16 protein-coding genes are annotated in these 15,118 nt (G+C 64.8%); 10 read left to right on the top strand and 6 right to left on the bottom strand.

Annotation, left to right across the window (positions count from 1 at the left end; genetic code table 11):
- Positions 1-186: 186 nt before the first annotated feature.
- Positions 187-1,719 carry a SulP family inorganic anion transporter gene (locus F3J43_RS19395; RefSeq protein WP_166890486.1) on the top strand — a complete coding sequence of 511 codons (1,533 nt, stop codon included), beginning with the start codon at positions 187-189 and terminating at the stop codon, positions 1,717-1,719.
- Positions 1,720-1,770: 51 nt separating this feature from the next.
- Here the strand turns inward: F3J43_RS19395 and F3J43_RS19390 are convergent, their stop codons facing one another.
- Positions 1,771-2,412 (bottom strand): hypothetical protein, encoded by a 642-nt coding sequence (locus F3J43_RS19390; protein WP_166890483.1) that lies wholly within the window; start codon positions 2,410-2,412, stop codon positions 1,771-1,773.
- Between the two features lie 381 nt (positions 2,413-2,793).
- On the opposite strand from F3J43_RS19390, the gene coxB reads away from it, so the two are divergent.
- From coxB to F3J43_RS19370, 4 genes are read left to right on the top strand one after another with little or no spacing between them, the layout of a single operon-like run.
- Positions 2,794-3,921 (top strand): cytochrome c oxidase subunit II, encoded by a 1,128-nt coding sequence (gene coxB / locus F3J43_RS19385; RefSeq protein ID WP_166890479.1) that lies wholly within the window; start codon positions 2,794-2,796, stop codon positions 3,919-3,921.
- Between the two features lie 43 nt (positions 3,922-3,964).
- Positions 3,965-5,554 carry a cytochrome c oxidase subunit I gene (gene ctaD / locus F3J43_RS19380; protein WP_166890476.1) on the top strand — a complete coding sequence of 530 codons (1,590 nt, stop codon included), beginning with the start codon at positions 3,965-3,967 and terminating at the stop codon, positions 5,552-5,554.
- A gap of 10 nt (positions 5,555-5,564) precedes the next feature.
- Complete coding sequence (locus F3J43_RS19375; RefSeq protein ID WP_166890473.1) at positions 5,565-6,122, top strand: cytochrome c oxidase assembly protein; 558 nt, start codon at positions 5,565-5,567, stop codon at positions 6,120-6,122.
- Between the two features lie 16 nt (positions 6,123-6,138).
- A complete protein-coding gene (locus tag F3J43_RS19370; protein ID WP_166890469.1) occupies positions 6,139-7,026 on the top strand; it encodes a cytochrome c oxidase subunit 3 in 888 nt (295 codons plus the stop codon).
- Positions 7,027-7,148: 122 nt separating this feature from the next.
- On the opposite strand, the gene F3J43_RS19365 is transcribed toward F3J43_RS19370, so the two are convergent.
- A complete protein-coding gene (locus F3J43_RS19365; RefSeq protein WP_166890464.1) occupies positions 7,149-7,352 on the bottom strand; it encodes a twin transmembrane helix small protein in 204 nt (67 codons plus the stop codon).
- A gap of 63 nt (positions 7,353-7,415) precedes the next feature.
- Between F3J43_RS19365 and F3J43_RS19360 the strand changes: the two genes are divergently transcribed.
- From F3J43_RS19360 to F3J43_RS19340, 5 genes are read left to right on the top strand one after another with little or no spacing between them, the layout of a single operon-like run.
- A complete protein-coding gene (locus tag F3J43_RS19360) occupies positions 7,416-8,159 on the top strand; it encodes an SURF1 family protein (RefSeq protein ID WP_166890461.1) in 744 nt (247 codons plus the stop codon).
- Positions 8,125-8,703, top strand: a complete 579-nt coding sequence (locus tag F3J43_RS19355; RefSeq protein ID WP_166890457.1) for a PA_0111/PP_0108 family redox-active disulfide protein — start codon at positions 8,125-8,127, stop codon at positions 8,701-8,703. Before F3J43_RS19360 ends, F3J43_RS19355 begins: the two co-directional genes overlap by 35 nt.
- A gap of 9 nt (positions 8,704-8,712) precedes the next feature.
- Positions 8,713-9,786 carry a COX15/CtaA family protein gene (locus F3J43_RS19350; RefSeq protein WP_166890453.1) on the top strand — a complete coding sequence of 358 codons (1,074 nt, stop codon included), beginning with the start codon at positions 8,713-8,715 and terminating at the stop codon, positions 9,784-9,786.
- Positions 9,771-10,667 (top strand): heme o synthase, encoded by an 897-nt coding sequence (gene cyoE / locus F3J43_RS19345; protein ID WP_166890450.1) that lies wholly within the window; start codon positions 9,771-9,773, stop codon positions 10,665-10,667. Before F3J43_RS19350 ends, cyoE begins: the two co-directional genes overlap by 16 nt.
- Positions 10,664-11,296 carry an SCO family protein gene (locus tag F3J43_RS19340; RefSeq protein WP_166890447.1) on the top strand — a complete coding sequence of 211 codons (633 nt, stop codon included), beginning with the start codon at positions 10,664-10,666 and terminating at the stop codon, positions 11,294-11,296. Before cyoE ends, F3J43_RS19340 begins: the two co-directional genes overlap by 4 nt.
- Positions 11,297-11,389: 93 nt before the next feature.
- On the opposite strand, the gene F3J43_RS19335 is transcribed toward F3J43_RS19340, so the two are convergent.
- The 4 genes from F3J43_RS19335 to F3J43_RS19320 all read right to left on the bottom strand — a co-directional run bounded on the left by F3J43_RS19335 (position 11,390) and on the right by F3J43_RS19320 (position 15,105).
- Positions 11,390-12,163, bottom strand: coding sequence for a MetQ/NlpA family ABC transporter substrate-binding protein (locus F3J43_RS19335; protein ID WP_166890444.1), 774 nt, complete (start codon positions 12,161-12,163; stop codon positions 11,390-11,392).
- Between the two features lie 64 nt (positions 12,164-12,227).
- The gene (locus F3J43_RS19330) at positions 12,228-12,902 is read right to left on the bottom strand and encodes a methionine ABC transporter permease (RefSeq protein WP_286184825.1); all 675 of its coding nucleotides are present in this window, start codon (positions 12,900-12,902) and stop codon (positions 12,228-12,230) included.
- A complete protein-coding gene (locus F3J43_RS19325) occupies positions 12,899-13,906 on the bottom strand; it encodes a methionine ABC transporter ATP-binding protein (RefSeq protein ID WP_166890436.1) in 1,008 nt (335 codons plus the stop codon). Before F3J43_RS19325 ends, F3J43_RS19330 begins: the two co-directional genes overlap by 4 nt.
- Positions 13,907-14,397: 491 nt before the next feature.
- On the bottom strand, positions 14,398-15,105 hold the full coding sequence (locus F3J43_RS19320; RefSeq protein WP_166890433.1) for a PA5502 family lipoprotein: 708 nt from the start codon (positions 15,103-15,105) through the stop codon (positions 14,398-14,400).
- Positions 15,106-15,118: the final 13 nt, after the last annotated feature.

Below are 15,118 nucleotides of genomic sequence, written 5' to 3'. Positions count from 1 at the left end.
GGACACGCTGAACCGACCTTGATAGCCGGCTGCACCCGATGGGTGCGGCGCGGCCTTCGCCTGCCTTGAAAATGCCCTGACCGTCTTGCCGGCAAACCCGCTGGCGGCCCGCGCCTGCGCGCGATTCAGGGTTCCCCGTGCTTGCGGCCAGAGGAATGGCCGCGAACCTCAGAAAGGAGTTTCATGGTGAACACGACACAGATCAAAGCGGCGCTGCCGCGTGAACTAATGGCCTCGGTGGTGGTGTTCCTGGTAGCCCTGCCCTTGTGCATGGGTATCGCCATCGCCTCTGGCATGCCGCCGGCCAAAGGGCTGATCACCGGGATCATCGGTGGCATCGTGGTGGGCTTTCTGGCCGGCTCGCCGTTGCAGGTCAGCGGCCCGGCGGCGGGCTTGGCGGTGCTGGTGTTCGAGCTGGTGCGCCAGTATGGAATGGCCATGCTCGGGCCGCTCCTGCTGTTGGCCGGCCTGTTGCAACTGCTGGCCGGGCGGCTGCGTCTGGGCTGCTGGTTCCGGGTGACGGCACCGGCAGTGGTGTACGGCATGCTCGCCGGTATCGGCGTGTTGATCGTGCTGTCCCAGGTGCATGTGATGTTCGATACGACGCCGCAGCCTTCGGGCGTGGGCAATCTGCTGGGCTTCCCTGCGACCTTGGTAGCGGCGCTGCCGTCGGAGCGTGAGGGCAACGGCTGGCAGGCGGGTGCCCTGGGCCTGGGCACCATCGCCATCATGTGGGGCTGGGAGCGCTGGCGGCCCCGGCGGCTGCGGTTCGTGCCGGGGGCTTTGCTCGGCGTTGCGGCGATGACGGTCATCAGTCTGTGGCTGGCGCTGCCGGTCGACCGTGTGCAGGTGCCGGCCGACCTCTCCCAGGCCGTCGACTGGCTGCGTCCGGCCGATCTGCTCAAGCTGGCCGACCCTGGCCTGTTGGTGGCTGCCTTCGCCCTGGCCTTCATCGCCAGTGCCGAGACGTTGCTGTCCGCAGCGGCAGTGGATCGCATGCACAATGGTCCGCGTTCGAATTTCGACCGCGAACTGTCGGCGCAGGGTATCGGCAACATGCTCTGTGGGGTGCTCGGCGCGCTGCCGATGACCGGCGTGATCGTGCGCAGTTCGGCCAATGTCCAGGCCGGTGCCCGGACCCGGGCCTCGGCGATCCTGCACGGGTTCTGGCTGCTGGCGTTCGTCGTGGCGTTGAGCAGCGTGCTGCAGCAGATCCCGGTGGCCAGTCTGGCCGGGGTGCTGGTGTATACCGGCGTCAAGCTGGTGGACTTCAAGGCGTTCCGAGGTTTGCGCCGCTATGGGTGGATGCCGATGTTCACCTATGCGGCCACGGCGCTGGCGATCATCTTCACCGACCTGCTGACAGGCGTGCTGCTGGGCTTTGCCCTGACGCTGCTGAAGCTGGCGTTCAAGGCGGCGCGGTTGAAGATCGGCCTGGTAGCGTTGGCGGCGCCGGGGCACATGGAACTGCGTCTGAGTGGCGCGGCGACCTTTCTCAAGGTGCCGGCGCTGGCCCAGGTACTCGACAGCGTGCCGCAGGGGACCACGCTGCATGTACCGCTGGGCAACCTGAGCTATATCGACCATTCCTGCCTGGAACTGCTGGAGGACTGGGGACGCGCAGGCGCGGCCAAGGGCGCGCGGCTGGTGATCGAGCGACGGCGCCTGAAACGGCGGGTCGAGGGCAGGTTACGCACCTCGGCGGGTATCGGGGCTTAGCTTGTCAGATTGCTGGGGCCGCACTGCAGCCCCAGCGATGTCGAAGGAACCTCAGGCCGACTGCCCGAGCTCCACACCCAGCTGGCGCGACAGGCACGGCCAGCGTTTCCACGCCTCGCCGGTCTGCGGGCTGGACAGCTTGTCACGATAGATCTCCACCGACTCTACCGCGAAGCTTTCGTCGTCGAGCATCTCGTCCACCGAGTGGTGCACCACTTCGTCGAGCTGGTTGGCGAAGGTTTCGCCGATCAGCTGGTGGGCGATCAGGTTGGCCACGGTGGTGTCCACCGGGATCAATGGTTGCTGGAAGTGGCGGATATACAGGTCGTTGACCTCCTCCACCAGGCGATGGGCCAGGTAGGCCTCGTCCAGCAGGCTGTCGAGGCCGATCTGCCCGGCCATCACGCTCGGTGGTTGCAGGAAGTAGGCTTCGGCGATCTTCAGGACCGGTTTGATCTGCGATTCGATGCCGGCTTCGAGGGCCACGCTGTGCGCCGCCTCGAGCAGTTCCGGCACTTCGTTGATGTAGGCGCTGACGAAGCGCGTCAAGGTACCCTGGGCGTCCTGCTTGGGCAGATGGATCGACGGATGCAGATGCGGCAGTTGTTGCTCGAGACGGGCCTTGAGCTGGCCGGTGCGGCCTTCGTGTTGGTGGGCGTGTTCGATCTGCTCGCGTACAGCAGCGATGTTCATGACAACTCCAGGGGCATGGCGTTACAAACGGAAGACAATAACTTAGCTTGCTTACGAGAATGACTAAGACGCATTTGTTATATCGCTGAGACACGTGTAGGAAATTCGCTATATCAATATGCCATCATTGTGCCAAGACCCAGTATTCACAAGGGTTTTGGCGCAAACATCAGGTTTGCTGAAACTCATCGCAAACGTGTCGTTGCGCGCCGTTGGTCGGTGTCTATACTCCCGGTGAAACGTGATTCGTAGATGAGGCCCGACTGCCTTTAGCAGGGGGCTCGGTCGTCGAAGCCAGGCAGTCTTGGCCGCCGTTCCCCCCTTTGTCGTAGCAGGTCGTCCACGCCTCCGGGACTACAAGAACGATAAGGGGAACCCGCAATGATGCGACATCCACGGGTCTGGATGGGCCTTCTGTTGTGGTCGGTGTTCGGGCAGGCGCACGGTGCATGGACGGTGAACATGTCGCCCGGCGCGACGGATGTTTCCCATGCCGTGTTCGACCTGCACATGACCATCTTCTGGATCTGCGTGATCATCGGCATCGTGGTGTTCGGCGCGATGTTCTGGTCGATGGTCGTCCATCGTCGTTCCACCGGGCAGGAGCCTGCGCATTTCCACGAGCACACCTGGGTGGAAATCCTCTGGACAGTGGTCCCCTTCCTGATCCTGGTGGCCATGGCCATCCCGGCCACCAAGACCCTGATCAACATCTACGATGCCAGCGACTCGGATATCGACATCCAGGTCACCGGCTACCAGTGGAAGTGGCACTACAAGTACCTGGGCCAGGACGTCGAGTTCTTCAGCAACCTCGCAACCCCCGCCGAGCAGATCCACAACCAGGCGCCCAAGGACGAGCACTACCTGCTCGAGGTCGACCAGCCGTTGGTGCTGCCGGTCGGCGCCAAGGTGCGTTTCCTGGTGACCGCCGCCGACGTGATCCACTCCTGGTGGGTGCCGGCCTTCGCGGTCAAGCGCGACGCCATCCCCGGATTCGTCAACGAAGCCTGGACCCGGGTCGAGAAGCCCGGCATCTACCGTGGCCAGTGTTCCGAGCTGTGTGGCAAGGACCACGGCTTCATGCCCATCGTGGTCGAGGTCAAGTCCAAGGCCGACTACGACACCTGGCTGGGCGAGCGCAAGGCCGAGGCTGCCCAGCTCAAGGAGCTGACCAGCAAGGAATGGACCCTGCAAGAGCTGGTCGAGCGCGGCGACAAGGTCTACCACACCACCTGCGTGGCCTGTCACCAGGCCGAAGGCCAGGGCCTGCCGCCGATGTTCCCGGCGCTCAAGGGCTCGAAGGTGGCCACCGGGCCGAAGGAAGAGCACCTGAGCACGGTCTTCCACGGGCGTCCGGGTACCGCCATGGCGGCGTTCGGCAAGCAGCTTTCGGAAGTCGACATCGCCGCCGTGGTCACCTACGAGCGCAACGCCTGGGGCAACAACAAGGGCGACATGGTCACGCCGAAGGACGTGCTGGCGCTCAAGCAGTCGGAGGCGAAATGAACCGGGTCAGCCGTGGCAACCAGCGGATTGCAGGAGACAGGACATGAGTGCAGTGATCGACGACCACACCCACGGCGATGCCCATGCCCATGGCCCGGCCAAGGGCCTGATGCGCTGGGTGCTGACCACCAACCACAAGGACATCGGCACGATGTACCTGTGGTTCGCCTTCACCATGTTCCTGCTTGGCGGCTCGTTCGCCATGGTGATTCGTGCCGAGCTGTTCCAGCCGGGCCTGCAGATCGTCGAACCGGCGTTCTTCAACCAGATGACCACCATGCACGGGTTGATCATGGTGTTCGGCGCGGTGATGCCGGCGTTCGTCGGCCTGGCCAACTGGATGATCCCGCTGATGATCGGCGCGCCGGACATGGCCTTGCCGCGGATGAACAACTTCAGCTTCTGGCTGCTGCCGGCAGCCTTCCTGCTGCTGGTCTCGACCCTGTTCAGCCCTGGCGGCGGGCCGAACTTCGGCTGGACCTTCTACGCCCCGCTGTCGACCACCTACGCCCCGGCCAGCGTGACCTTCTTCATCTTCGCCATCCACCTGATGGGCATCAGCTCGATCATGGGCGCGATCAACGTGATCGCCACCATCCTCAACCTGCGCGCCCCCGGCATGACCCTGATGAAGATGCCACTGTTCGTCTGGACCTGGCTGATCACCGCGTTCCTGCTGATCGCGGTGATGCCGGTGCTGGCCGGCGTGGTGACCATGATGCTGATGGACATCCACTTCGGCACCAGCTTCTTCAGCGCCGCCGGCGGCGGTGACCCGGTGCTGTTCCAGCATGTGTTCTGGTTCTTCGGCCACCCCGAGGTGTACATCATGATCCTGCCGGCGTTCGGCGCGGTCAGTTCGATCATCCCGGCGTTCTCGCGCAAGCCGCTGTTCGGCTACACCTCGATGGTCTATGCCACCGGGGCGATCGCCTTCCTGTCGTTCATCGTCTGGGCCCACCACATGTTCGTGGTCGGCATCCCGGTGGTGGGCGAGCTGTTCTTCATGTACGCGACCATGTTGATCGCCGTGCCCACCGGGGTGAAGGTGTTCAACTGGGTCAGCACCATGTGGCAGGGCTCGCTGACCTTCGAGGCGCCGATGCTGTTCGCCATCGCCTTCGTCATCCTGTTCACCATTGGCGGCTTCTCCGGGCTGATGCTGGCCATTGCCCCGGCCGATTTCCAGTACCACGACACCTACTTCGTGGTGGCGCACTTCCACTACGTGCTGGTGCCCGGGGCGATCTTCGGCATCTTCGCCTCGGCCTACTACTGGTTGCCGAAGTGGACCGGACACATGTACGACGAGACCCTGGCCAGGCTGCACTTCTGGCTGTCGTTCGTCGGCATGAACATGGCCTTCTTCCCCATGCACTTCGTCGGCCTGGCCGGCATGCCGCGGCGGATTCCCGACTACAACCTGCAGTTCGCCGACTTCAACATGATCTCGTCGATCGGCGCGTTCATCTTCGGTGCCACCCAGGTGTTCTTCCTGTTCATCGTCATCAAGTGCATCCGTGGCGGTGCGCCGGCGCCGGCCAAGCCGTGGGACGGCGCCGATGGCCTGGAGTGGACGGTGCCTTCGCCGGCGCCGTACCACACCTTCCAGACGCCGCCGGACGTGAAGTAGGAGACAGCGCATGGACGGAGTGTCGATCAAGCGTCTGGTCACCCGCCTGCTGATGCTGACCGTGGTGATGTTCGCCTTCGGCTTCGCCCTGGTGCCGATCTACGACGTGATGTGCAAGGCCTTCGGCATCAATGGCAAGACCGGCGGGCAGTACGAGGGCAGCCAGGTCAGCGATCCGTCACGCTCGGTACGGGTGCAGTTCATGTCGACCAATGCCGGCGACATGAGCTGGGAGTTCCACTCCACCGCCGACCAGATCGAGGTTCACCCGGGGGCGGTCAACCAGATGATCTTCATCGCCCGCAATCCGACCAACAAGCCGATGAGCGCCCAGGCCATCCCCAGCATCACCCCCGCCGATGCCGCCGCCTATTTCCACAAGACCGAGTGCTTCTGCTTCACCCAGCAGGTGCTGCAGCCCGGCGAACGTATCGAGATGCCGGTGCGCTTCATCGTTGACCGCGACCTGCCGGCATCGGTGAAGCACCTGACGTTGGCCTACACCTTGTTCGACATCACCGCTCGCCACCCCCCGGTCGCTCATGCCGCGACCGAGGGCGCCCGTTGAGGGAAGGAGATCTGCCATGGCAAGCCACGAGCACTACTACGTCCCGGCGCAGAGCAAGTGGCCGATCATCGCCACGATCGGCCTGTTCATCACCGTGTTCGGCCTGGGCACCTGGTTCAACGACATCAAGGCCGGCCATGCGCAGTCCCACGGGCCCTTGATCTTCTTCGTCGGCGCCCTGTTCCTGGCCTACATGCTGTTCGGCTGGTTCGGTTCGGTGGTCCGTGAAGGCCGTGCCGGGCTGTACAGCCCACAGATGGACCGCTCGTTCCGCTGGGGCATGAGCTGGTTCATCTTTTCCGAGGTGATGTTCTTCATGGCGTTCTTCGGCGCACTGTTCTACGTGCGGGTGCTGGCCGGACCATGGCTGGGAGGCGAGGGACACAAGGGCGTGGCGCACATGCTCTGGCCCAACTTCGAGTTCGCCTGGCCACTGCTGCACACCCCTGACCCGAAGTTGTTCCCGCCGCCCAAGGAAGTGATCGATCCGTGGCACCTGCCACTGATCAACACCATTCTGCTGGTGAGCTCCAGCGTGACCGTGACCATTGCCCACCATGCCTTGCGCAAGGGGCATCGTGGCGTGCTGAAGCTGTGGCTGGGGCTGACCATCCTGCTGGGGCTGGCGTTCCTCACGCTGCAGGCCTACGAGTACCACGAGGCCTATACCAAGCTGGGACTGACGCTGGGGTCGGGGGTCTATGGCGCGACGTTCTTCATGCTCACCGGGTTCCATGGCGCGCACGTGACGCTGGGGACGCTGATCCTGTTCGTGATGTTCTGCCGCGTGCTGCGCGGGCATTTCGACCCGGACAAGCACTTCGGCTTCGAGGCGGCCAGCTGGTACTGGCACTTCGTCGATGTGGTCTGGGTGGGGTTGTTCATCTTTGTGTATGTGCTCTGAAACCAAGGGGCTGCTGTGCAGCCCATCGCAGGCTTCGCCAGCTCCTACAGGGTTCTGGGTGGCTTTTGATCTTGTGGGGGCTGGCGAAGCCTGCGATGGAGCGCAAAGCGCTCCCAGAGCACTCAGAACGGTGCGTGGGAAACCAACTGGCCACTGATAAAGCCCCAGGCCACCAGCCCGATGGTCAGGGTGGCCAGGGCGACACGCACGGTGAGGGCCTTGAGCAGGCGGGTCGACTGGTCGTCATCCTTGACCAGGAACACCAGGCCACTGAACAGGCTGGCGACCGTGGCCAGCAGCATCAGAACTATCGCGGCCTTGAGCATGGCGTAACTCCGGGGGGATGCGGTGATGAATGAAAGTATAGCGTTCGACCAGGCGAGGTCGCGGTGAAGCCATTTCGCCCCGGCCTGCTGCCGACCCTGGTGGTGCTTGCCCTGCTGCCGGGGTTGATCGCCCTGGGTTGCTGGCAACTGCGCCGCGCCGACGAGAAGCGCGCATTGATGGACGTCTATGCCGAACGCCAGCTCGAGGCGCCAGTGGCGGTGGCCCAGCTGGACCAGTTGGCGGACCCGGCGTTCTATCCGGTGCGCCTCTATGGCCGTTTCGATGCTGCCCACAGCCTGCTGCTGGACAACCAGATACGCGGCGGCCAACCCGGTGTCGAGCTGCTGCAGCCGTTCCATGACCAGGCCAGTGGCCAGTGGCTGCTGGTCAACCGCGGCTGGCTGCCCTGGCCCGACCGGCGTGTGCCGGTGCGTTTCGATACCCCTGGGCAGCCCTTGGCGCTGGACGCCTCGGTCTACGTGGCGCCGGGCAAGACCTTCCAACTGCACCCCGATCCGGTTGGCGGCCAGTGGCCGCATCTGTTGACCGCCATCGACCCGGCCGTGCTCTGGCAGCAACTAGGTCGTGAAGGCTTCGCCCATGAACTGCGCCTGGCCCCTGGCCCCGCCAGCTACCGGCTGGACTGGCCGGTGGTGGCCATGGGGCCGGAAAAGCACCAGGGCTATGCCGTGCAATGGTTCGCCCTGGCCACGGCGCTGGTGCTGCTCTACCTCTATTTCGGCTGGCACAACGACCACAAGGAGAACCGCCATGGCCGCCGCCACGAGTCCACTGGGCGCGTCTGACGCCCGCAGGCCCCGCGGGCGCCTGCAACTGTTGCTGATCCTGCTGGTGGTGCTGGGGCCGATGATCCTCGCCACTTGCATGTACAAGCTCAAGTTCTGGGTGCCGGAGGGGCGCAGCTATCACGGGGTGATGATCGGCAATGGCGAGAGCCTCGCCGATATTGGCGTCGCGGCCCAGGACGAGCGCTGGCAATTGCTGGTCAGTACCCCGCAGGCTTGCGCCGAGGACTGCCGGCAACTGGTGTACCTGGCCCGGCAGATCCAGATCGGCCTGGGGCGCGATGCCAGCCGTGCCAGCCATGCACTGGCCGTGGCGCAGCCACTGGCCGCGGACTACCAGGTGTTGCTGGAGCGCGAATACCCGCAGTTGCAGCGCTACCCCCTGGATGCCTCGCGTTACCTGCAGAAGGTGGACGAAGCCGGGCCACAGCTATGGATTGTCGACCCACACGGCAACCTGGTGCTGCGCTACGACGCCAAGGTCAACGGCAAGCAGGTGCTGGACGACCTGCGTCACCTGCTCAAGCTGTCCAACATCGGCTAGGAGGCCGCCATGGCCAGACCCGGATTCCACCTCGCTGCCTGCGCCACCTTGCTGGCGCTGCTGGTCGTCCTGCTCGGCGCCTATACCCGGCTGACCCACGCCGGCCTCGGCTGCCCCGACTGGCCGGGCTGCTATGGCTTCATTGGCGTACCCAAGACCGAGGCCCAACTGGCCCATGCCGGGCTGCACTTTCCCGAACATCCGGTGGAAGCCGCCAAGGGCTGGGCGGAGATGATCCACCGTTACTTCGCCGGGACCCTGGCGCTGGTGATCGCGACCCTGGCCCTCCAGGCGCTGCGCCGTCATGGCCGCGATGGCCAGCCCTACCGCTTGCCGCTGTTGCTGCTGGGCGTGGTGCTGGCCCAGGCGGCCTTCGGCATGTGGACGGTGACGCTCAAGCTGTGGCCGCAGGTGGTCACCGCGCACCTGCTCGGCGGCTTCACCACGGTAAGCCTGCTGTTCCTGTTGTCCCTGCGTCTATCCCGGGCTTTTGCGCCTCTTCCAAAGCTGCCGCTGAGCCTGCGCCGGATCGCAGCCCTGGCCCTGCTGGTGGTGATCGGCCAGATCGCCCTTGGCGGTTGGGTCAGCGCCAACTACGCCGCCGTCGCCTGTATCGACCTGCCCACCTGCCACGGCCAGTGGTGGCCGGCAGCGGACTTCAGCAACGGCTTTCACCTCACCCAGCACGTCGGCCCCAACTACCTTGGCGGGCAACTGGACAGCGATGCGCGCACTGCCATCCACATCAGCCATCGCCTCGGCGCGTTGCTGGTGCTGACGGTGCTGCTGACCCTCGCCTGGAAGTTGCAGCGCCATGGCCTGGGCGGCCTGGCGCGGCTGGTGGTGCTGGCGCTAGCCGTGCAGTTGAGCCTGGGCATCAGCAATGTGCTGCTGCACCTGCCCCTGGGCGTGGCGGTCGCGCACAACGCCGGTGGCATTGTGCTGCTGCTGTGCATGGTGCTGGTCAACTACCGCATCCGCGTGGTCGACAAGGTCCGTGTCGGCCATGGCTGGCGCCTGCGGCCTGTCACCAGTGCCGGTCTCCCCCATCCGATGAGGAACGACACGTGGCGACGCTTCTGAGCGCAACCCCGCGCGCCGGCTGGCGCGACTACCTGGAGATGACCAAGCCCAAGGTGGTGGTGCTGATGCTGATCACCTCGCTGGTGGGCATGTTCCTCGCCACCCGTGCCGGGGTGGCTTGGAGCGTGCTACTGTTCGGCAACCTGGGGATCGCCCTGTGTGCCGGCGGCGCGGCGGTGGTCAACCATGTGCTCGACCGGCGCATCGATGCACTGATGGCGCGTACCCACAAGCGCCCGCTGGCCCAGGGCCGGGTCGCGCCCATGCCGGCGCTGCTGTTCGCCCTGTCGCTGGCTCTGGCGGGGATGGGCCTGTTGCTGGTGTTCACCAATGGCCTGGCCGCCTGGCTGACCCTGGCCTCGCTGCTGGGTTATGCGCTGCTCTACACCGGCTATCTCAAGCGGGCCACGCCGCAGAACATCGTGATTGGCGGCCTGGCTGGCGCGGCCCCGCCATTGCTGGGCTGGGTGGCGGTGAGTGGGCATGTGGGCGCCGAGCCGCTGCTGCTGGTGCTGATCATCTTCGCCTGGACCCCGCCGCACTTCTGGGCCTTGGCCATCCACCGCAAGGCCGAGTACGAAAAAGCCGATATTCCGATGCTGCCGGTGACCCACGGCGAGCGCTACACGGCCCTGCACATCCTGCTCTACACCCTGATTCTGCTGGCCGTGAGCCTGTTGCCCTACGCCATTCACATGAGCGGCCCGCTCTATCTGGCCTGTGCCCTCGTCCTGGGCCTGCGCTTCCTGCATTGGGCCTGGGTGTTGTACCGTGGCAGCCGGCCGCACGCGGCGATCGGCACGTTCAAGTACTCTATCGGCTACTTGTTCGCCCTGTTCATCGCGTTGCTCGTTGACCATTACCTGTTGCTTATCCTATGACCCGAACCCAGAAAACCGTCTTCATCCTCGTTGCCGTGGTCGCGCTGATCATGGGCCTGACCGTCAACAAGGTGCTCAACGACCGGGGGCAGCTGAACCCCACCGAGCTGATCGATGCCGGCATCATCCTGCTGCCCCAGAGTCGCAGCGTGCCGGATGTGACAATGACCAACCAGGACGGCCAGCCGGTCGCCCTGGACCAGCTCAAGGGCAAATGGTCGCTGCTGTTCTTCGGCTACACCTACTGCCCGGACATCTGCCCGACCACCCTCGCCCAGCTGCGCCAGGTCAAGAGCGAGCTGCCCAAGGAAGCGCTCGAGCGCTTGCAGGTGATATTGGTGAGCGTCGACCCGAACCGCGACACGCCGAACCAGCTCAAGCAGTACCTGGGCTATTTCGACAAGGATTTCGTCGGTGTCGCGGGGTCGATCGAGGACACCCAGAAGCTGGCCAATGCCTTGAGCATTCCGTTCATTCCGGCCGACACCAGCAAGCCGGGGTATACCGTGGACCACAGCGGCAACCTGGCGGTGGTGGGCCCGGACGGACGCCAGCGCGGGTTCATCCGCGCGCCGTTCAACAACCAGAAGCTGGCGGCGCAGTTGCCAGGGCTGGTCAAGCGCGACTGACCGCGCAAACGCAGCGCGGGGCTAGCCCGCTCCCACGCCAGGCACTATCCGGCGCGGGAGCGGGCTAGCCCCGCGAGTGTCTTCAAGCCTGGATCAGAACGCCGGAACGACGGCGCCCTTGTATTTCTCGGTGATGAACTGCTTCACCTCGGGCGAGTGCAGCGCCTGCACCAGCTTCTTCACCGCGTCCGCGTCCTTGTTGTCTTCGCGGGTCACCAGGATGTTCACGTACGGCGAATCGCTGCCTTCGATGACCAGGGCGTCCTTCTCGGGATTGAGCTTGGCTTCCAGCGCATAGTTGGTGTTGATCAGCGCAGCGTCCACCTGGGTCAGCACGCGCGGGATGGTCGCGGCTTCCAGCTCACGGAACTTCAGGCCCTTCGGGTTCTCGGCGATGTCCTTGATGGTCGACAGGATGTCCTTGTTGTCCTTGAGCTTGATCACGCCAGCCTTGTCCAGCAGCAACAGGGCGCGGCCGCCGTTGGTGGCATCGTTGGGAATGACCACGGTGGCGCCGGAGGCCAGTTCGTCGAGCTTCTTGACCTTGGCCGAGTAGACGCCCAGCGGCTCGATGTGCACGCCGGCAACGCTCACCAGGTGGGTGCCCTTGGCCTTGTTGAACTCGTCCAGGTACGGCTGGTGCTGGAAGAAGTTGGCGTCCAGGCGCTTCTCGGCGACCTGCACGTTCGGCTGGATGTAGTCGGTGAACTCCTTGACCTTCAGCTCCACGCCCTCCTTCGCCAGCTGCGGCTTGACGAAGTTGAGGATCTCGGCGTGCGGCACCGGGGTGGCGGCGACGGTCAGGGTTTCGGCGGCGTTGGCCGAGAAGGCCGCGACGGCGGCGACAACAGCAAGCAGCTTCTTCATTGATCACTCCTTGTGAGGGCCGCGACGGCCCCCGAACGGGTCGGCCGGGCCGACCCCATTGGGGTTACTTACGGGAAAAATGCACGACCAGCTTGTCACCGATCATCTGCAGCACCTGCACCAGGATCACCAGCAGCACCACGGTAACGATCATCACGTCGGTCTGGAAGCGCTGGTAGCCGAAGCGGATCGACAGGTCGCCCAGGCCACCGGCGCCGACCACGCCGGCCATGGCGGTGTAGGACACCAGGGTGATGGCCGTCACGGTGATGGCGGCGACGATGCCGGGCATGGCCTCGGGCAGCACGGCCTTGAAGATGATCTGGCGGGTGGTGGCGCCCATCGACTGGGTAGCCTCGATGATGCCGCGGTCCACTTCGCGCAGCGCCGTCTCCACCAGGCGGGCGAAGAATGGCGTGGTACCGACCACCAAGGGCGGGATGGCGCCGGCGACGCCCAGCGAGGTGCCGGTGATCAGCACCGTGACCGGGATCATCACGATCAGCAGGATGATGAACGGCACCGAACGCACGATGTTGACGATGGTCGCCAGCACGGCATAGAACTTCGTGTGCTCGAACATCTGCCGTGGGCTGAACAGGAACAGCACCACGCCCAGGGGCAAGCCCAGCAGCACGATGAACACCAGCGAGGTGAACAGCATGATCAGGGTGTCGTTGGTCGCTTGCCAGATCTCGACCCAGTCGACGTTGGCGAAGTAGTTCAGGATATCCATCAACGCAGTACCTCCATATGTACATCAGCTGCCGTGAAGCGTGCGAATGCCGCCTCCATGTCTCCGCCGATCAGGGCGAGGGTCAGCTGGCCATAGGGGATGTCCTTGATGCGGTCGATGCGACCGGCCAGGATGCTGTAGTCCACACCGGTCTCGCGGGCCACGGTGCCCAGCAGCGGCGCGTAGGTCGCGTCGCCCTGGAAGGTGAGGCGCACGATGCGCCCGGGCACATGGGCGAAGTCGTCGCGCTGGTCGTTCTCGTCGACCTGCTCGTCTTCCTGGACGAAGCGACGGGTCGTCGGGTGCTGCGGGTGCAGGAACACTTCGGCTACCGGGCCCTGCTCGACGATCTGTCCGGCGTCCATCACCGCCACGCGGTCGCAGACCCGGCGGATCACGTCCATCTCGTGGGTGATCAGCACGATGGTCAGTTTCAGCTCGCGGTTGATCTCGGCCAGCAATTGCAGCACCGAGGCGGTGGTCTGCGGATCGAGGGCACTGGTGGCCTCGTCGCACAGCAGGATCTTGGGATTGGTGGACAGGGCGCGGGCGATGCCGACGCGTTGCTTCTGCCCGCCCGACAGTTGGGCCGGGTACTTCTTCGCATGATCGGCCAGGCCGACACGGGCCAGCAGCTCGGCCACGCGCTGGTCGATCTGCGCCCGCGACAGCTCGCCGGCCAGCACCAGCGGCAGGGCGACGTTGTCGGCGACGGTCTTCGAGGCCAGCAGGTTGAAGTGCTGGAAGATCATCCCGACCTGCTGGCGGAAGCGGCGCAGGTGGTCGGCGTCGAAGGCGGTGACGTCTTCGCCGTCGACGATGATCTTGCCGCCGCTGGGAGCCTCGAGGCGGTTGATCAGGCGCAGCATGGTGCTCTTGCCGGCGCCGGAATGGCCGATCAGGCCGAACACCTGGCCATCTTCGATGGTCAGGCTGGTCGGGGTCAGGGCCGGGATGTCCCTACCGGCGACGCGGTAGGTCTTGTGGACGTTTTGAAACTCGATCACTGAGCGAACCTTGTGGGGCGCATGAAATTTGGGTCAGCGGTTAGCCGGGGCCGCGCATTTTAGCCTGTTTCAATAGGCGTTCTTATCACTTATTTCCGAATCGTCCAATCCGTTGGGTATAACGCGACAACCGGTAATCCAGATTGAACGCTCGCGACAGCCCTCCAGTCACTAGTTGAACCAGCCCGTACGGGCAGCCGGAGCCACGGGAAAGCCAGGTACCCGATCACAAGCTGCAGCACCTGGCGGCATTGCGCAGCGACTCCCGTAGGCAGGCGCTGCGTGCCCGGCCGATGTTGGACTTGCAGGAGGTATTGCCGGGTGAGGCGCCGAAGGCCTTCGCAGCCCACTTCAAGACGTTCGAGGGGCATCGGGTATGGGCGTGGTAGGCAGCGGCCGAAGCGGTTCCAGCCTAGCAAGACATCGCCGGGCCGCCCGCTTCTACCTGGCCTGTGCAGGCCTTGTGGGAGTGAGCTGCCCCGCGACTGGGATCACTGCTGGTGCGGAACCAGCACCACCTGCGCCGGCAACGAGCGCTGGATCTCATGCTTCTGTTGCAGCGCGAAGCCGCTGTCGAGCTTGAGCACTCGCTTCTTCAGCAAGGTCTTCAACCAAGGCGCGTCCTGGGTACGTGGCACCTGGAACACCACCTCGCACTGGTAGTTCACCACGTCGGCGGCGATGTCATCGAGCTGGCGGCGCAGCGCCCGACTGTCGGTGGTCTTCAGTGCCACGACCGTGTTGGGCGCGGTCGGGTCGATCAGACGTGCCTTGGGCTTGGCCTCGGCGGCCTTGAGCGCGGCCTCTGCCTTTTCCAGCTCGGCCTTGCGCGCATGGGCCATGGTGTCGCCGCCGGTCAGCGCCGGTGCCTGCGGCATCAGCGCCCGGGCGCGGGCCAGGGCAGTGGCGGCGGCGTTGACATCACCCTTCTGCAGGACGATCTGGCTGCGTTGCAGATAGGCTTCGGCGAGCTGGCGCTGGTGCGGCTCCAGGCGGGCATCGTCCGGTGCCTGGGCCTGCAGCGTGGCCAGCTGGTCCTCGGCGGTGGCCAGCTCGTTGCTGGCGATGTTCTGTTCCAACTGCTGCCAGGCATCCGGCTGGGCAGGCGTCCCCGCCTGTTCTGCCGGGGTGCTGGAGCACGCAGCCAGGAACAGGGAAAACGCGGCAACAAGCAGATAACGGGAGGCGAACGGCTTCATTCCTGCGACTCTC

Source organism: Pantoea sp. Cy-639, from assembly GCF_011752525.1.
Classification (GTDB): domain Bacteria; phylum Pseudomonadota; class Gammaproteobacteria; order Pseudomonadales; family Pseudomonadaceae; genus Aquipseudomonas.
This window is presented reverse-complemented; position numbering and strand designations above follow the sequence as displayed.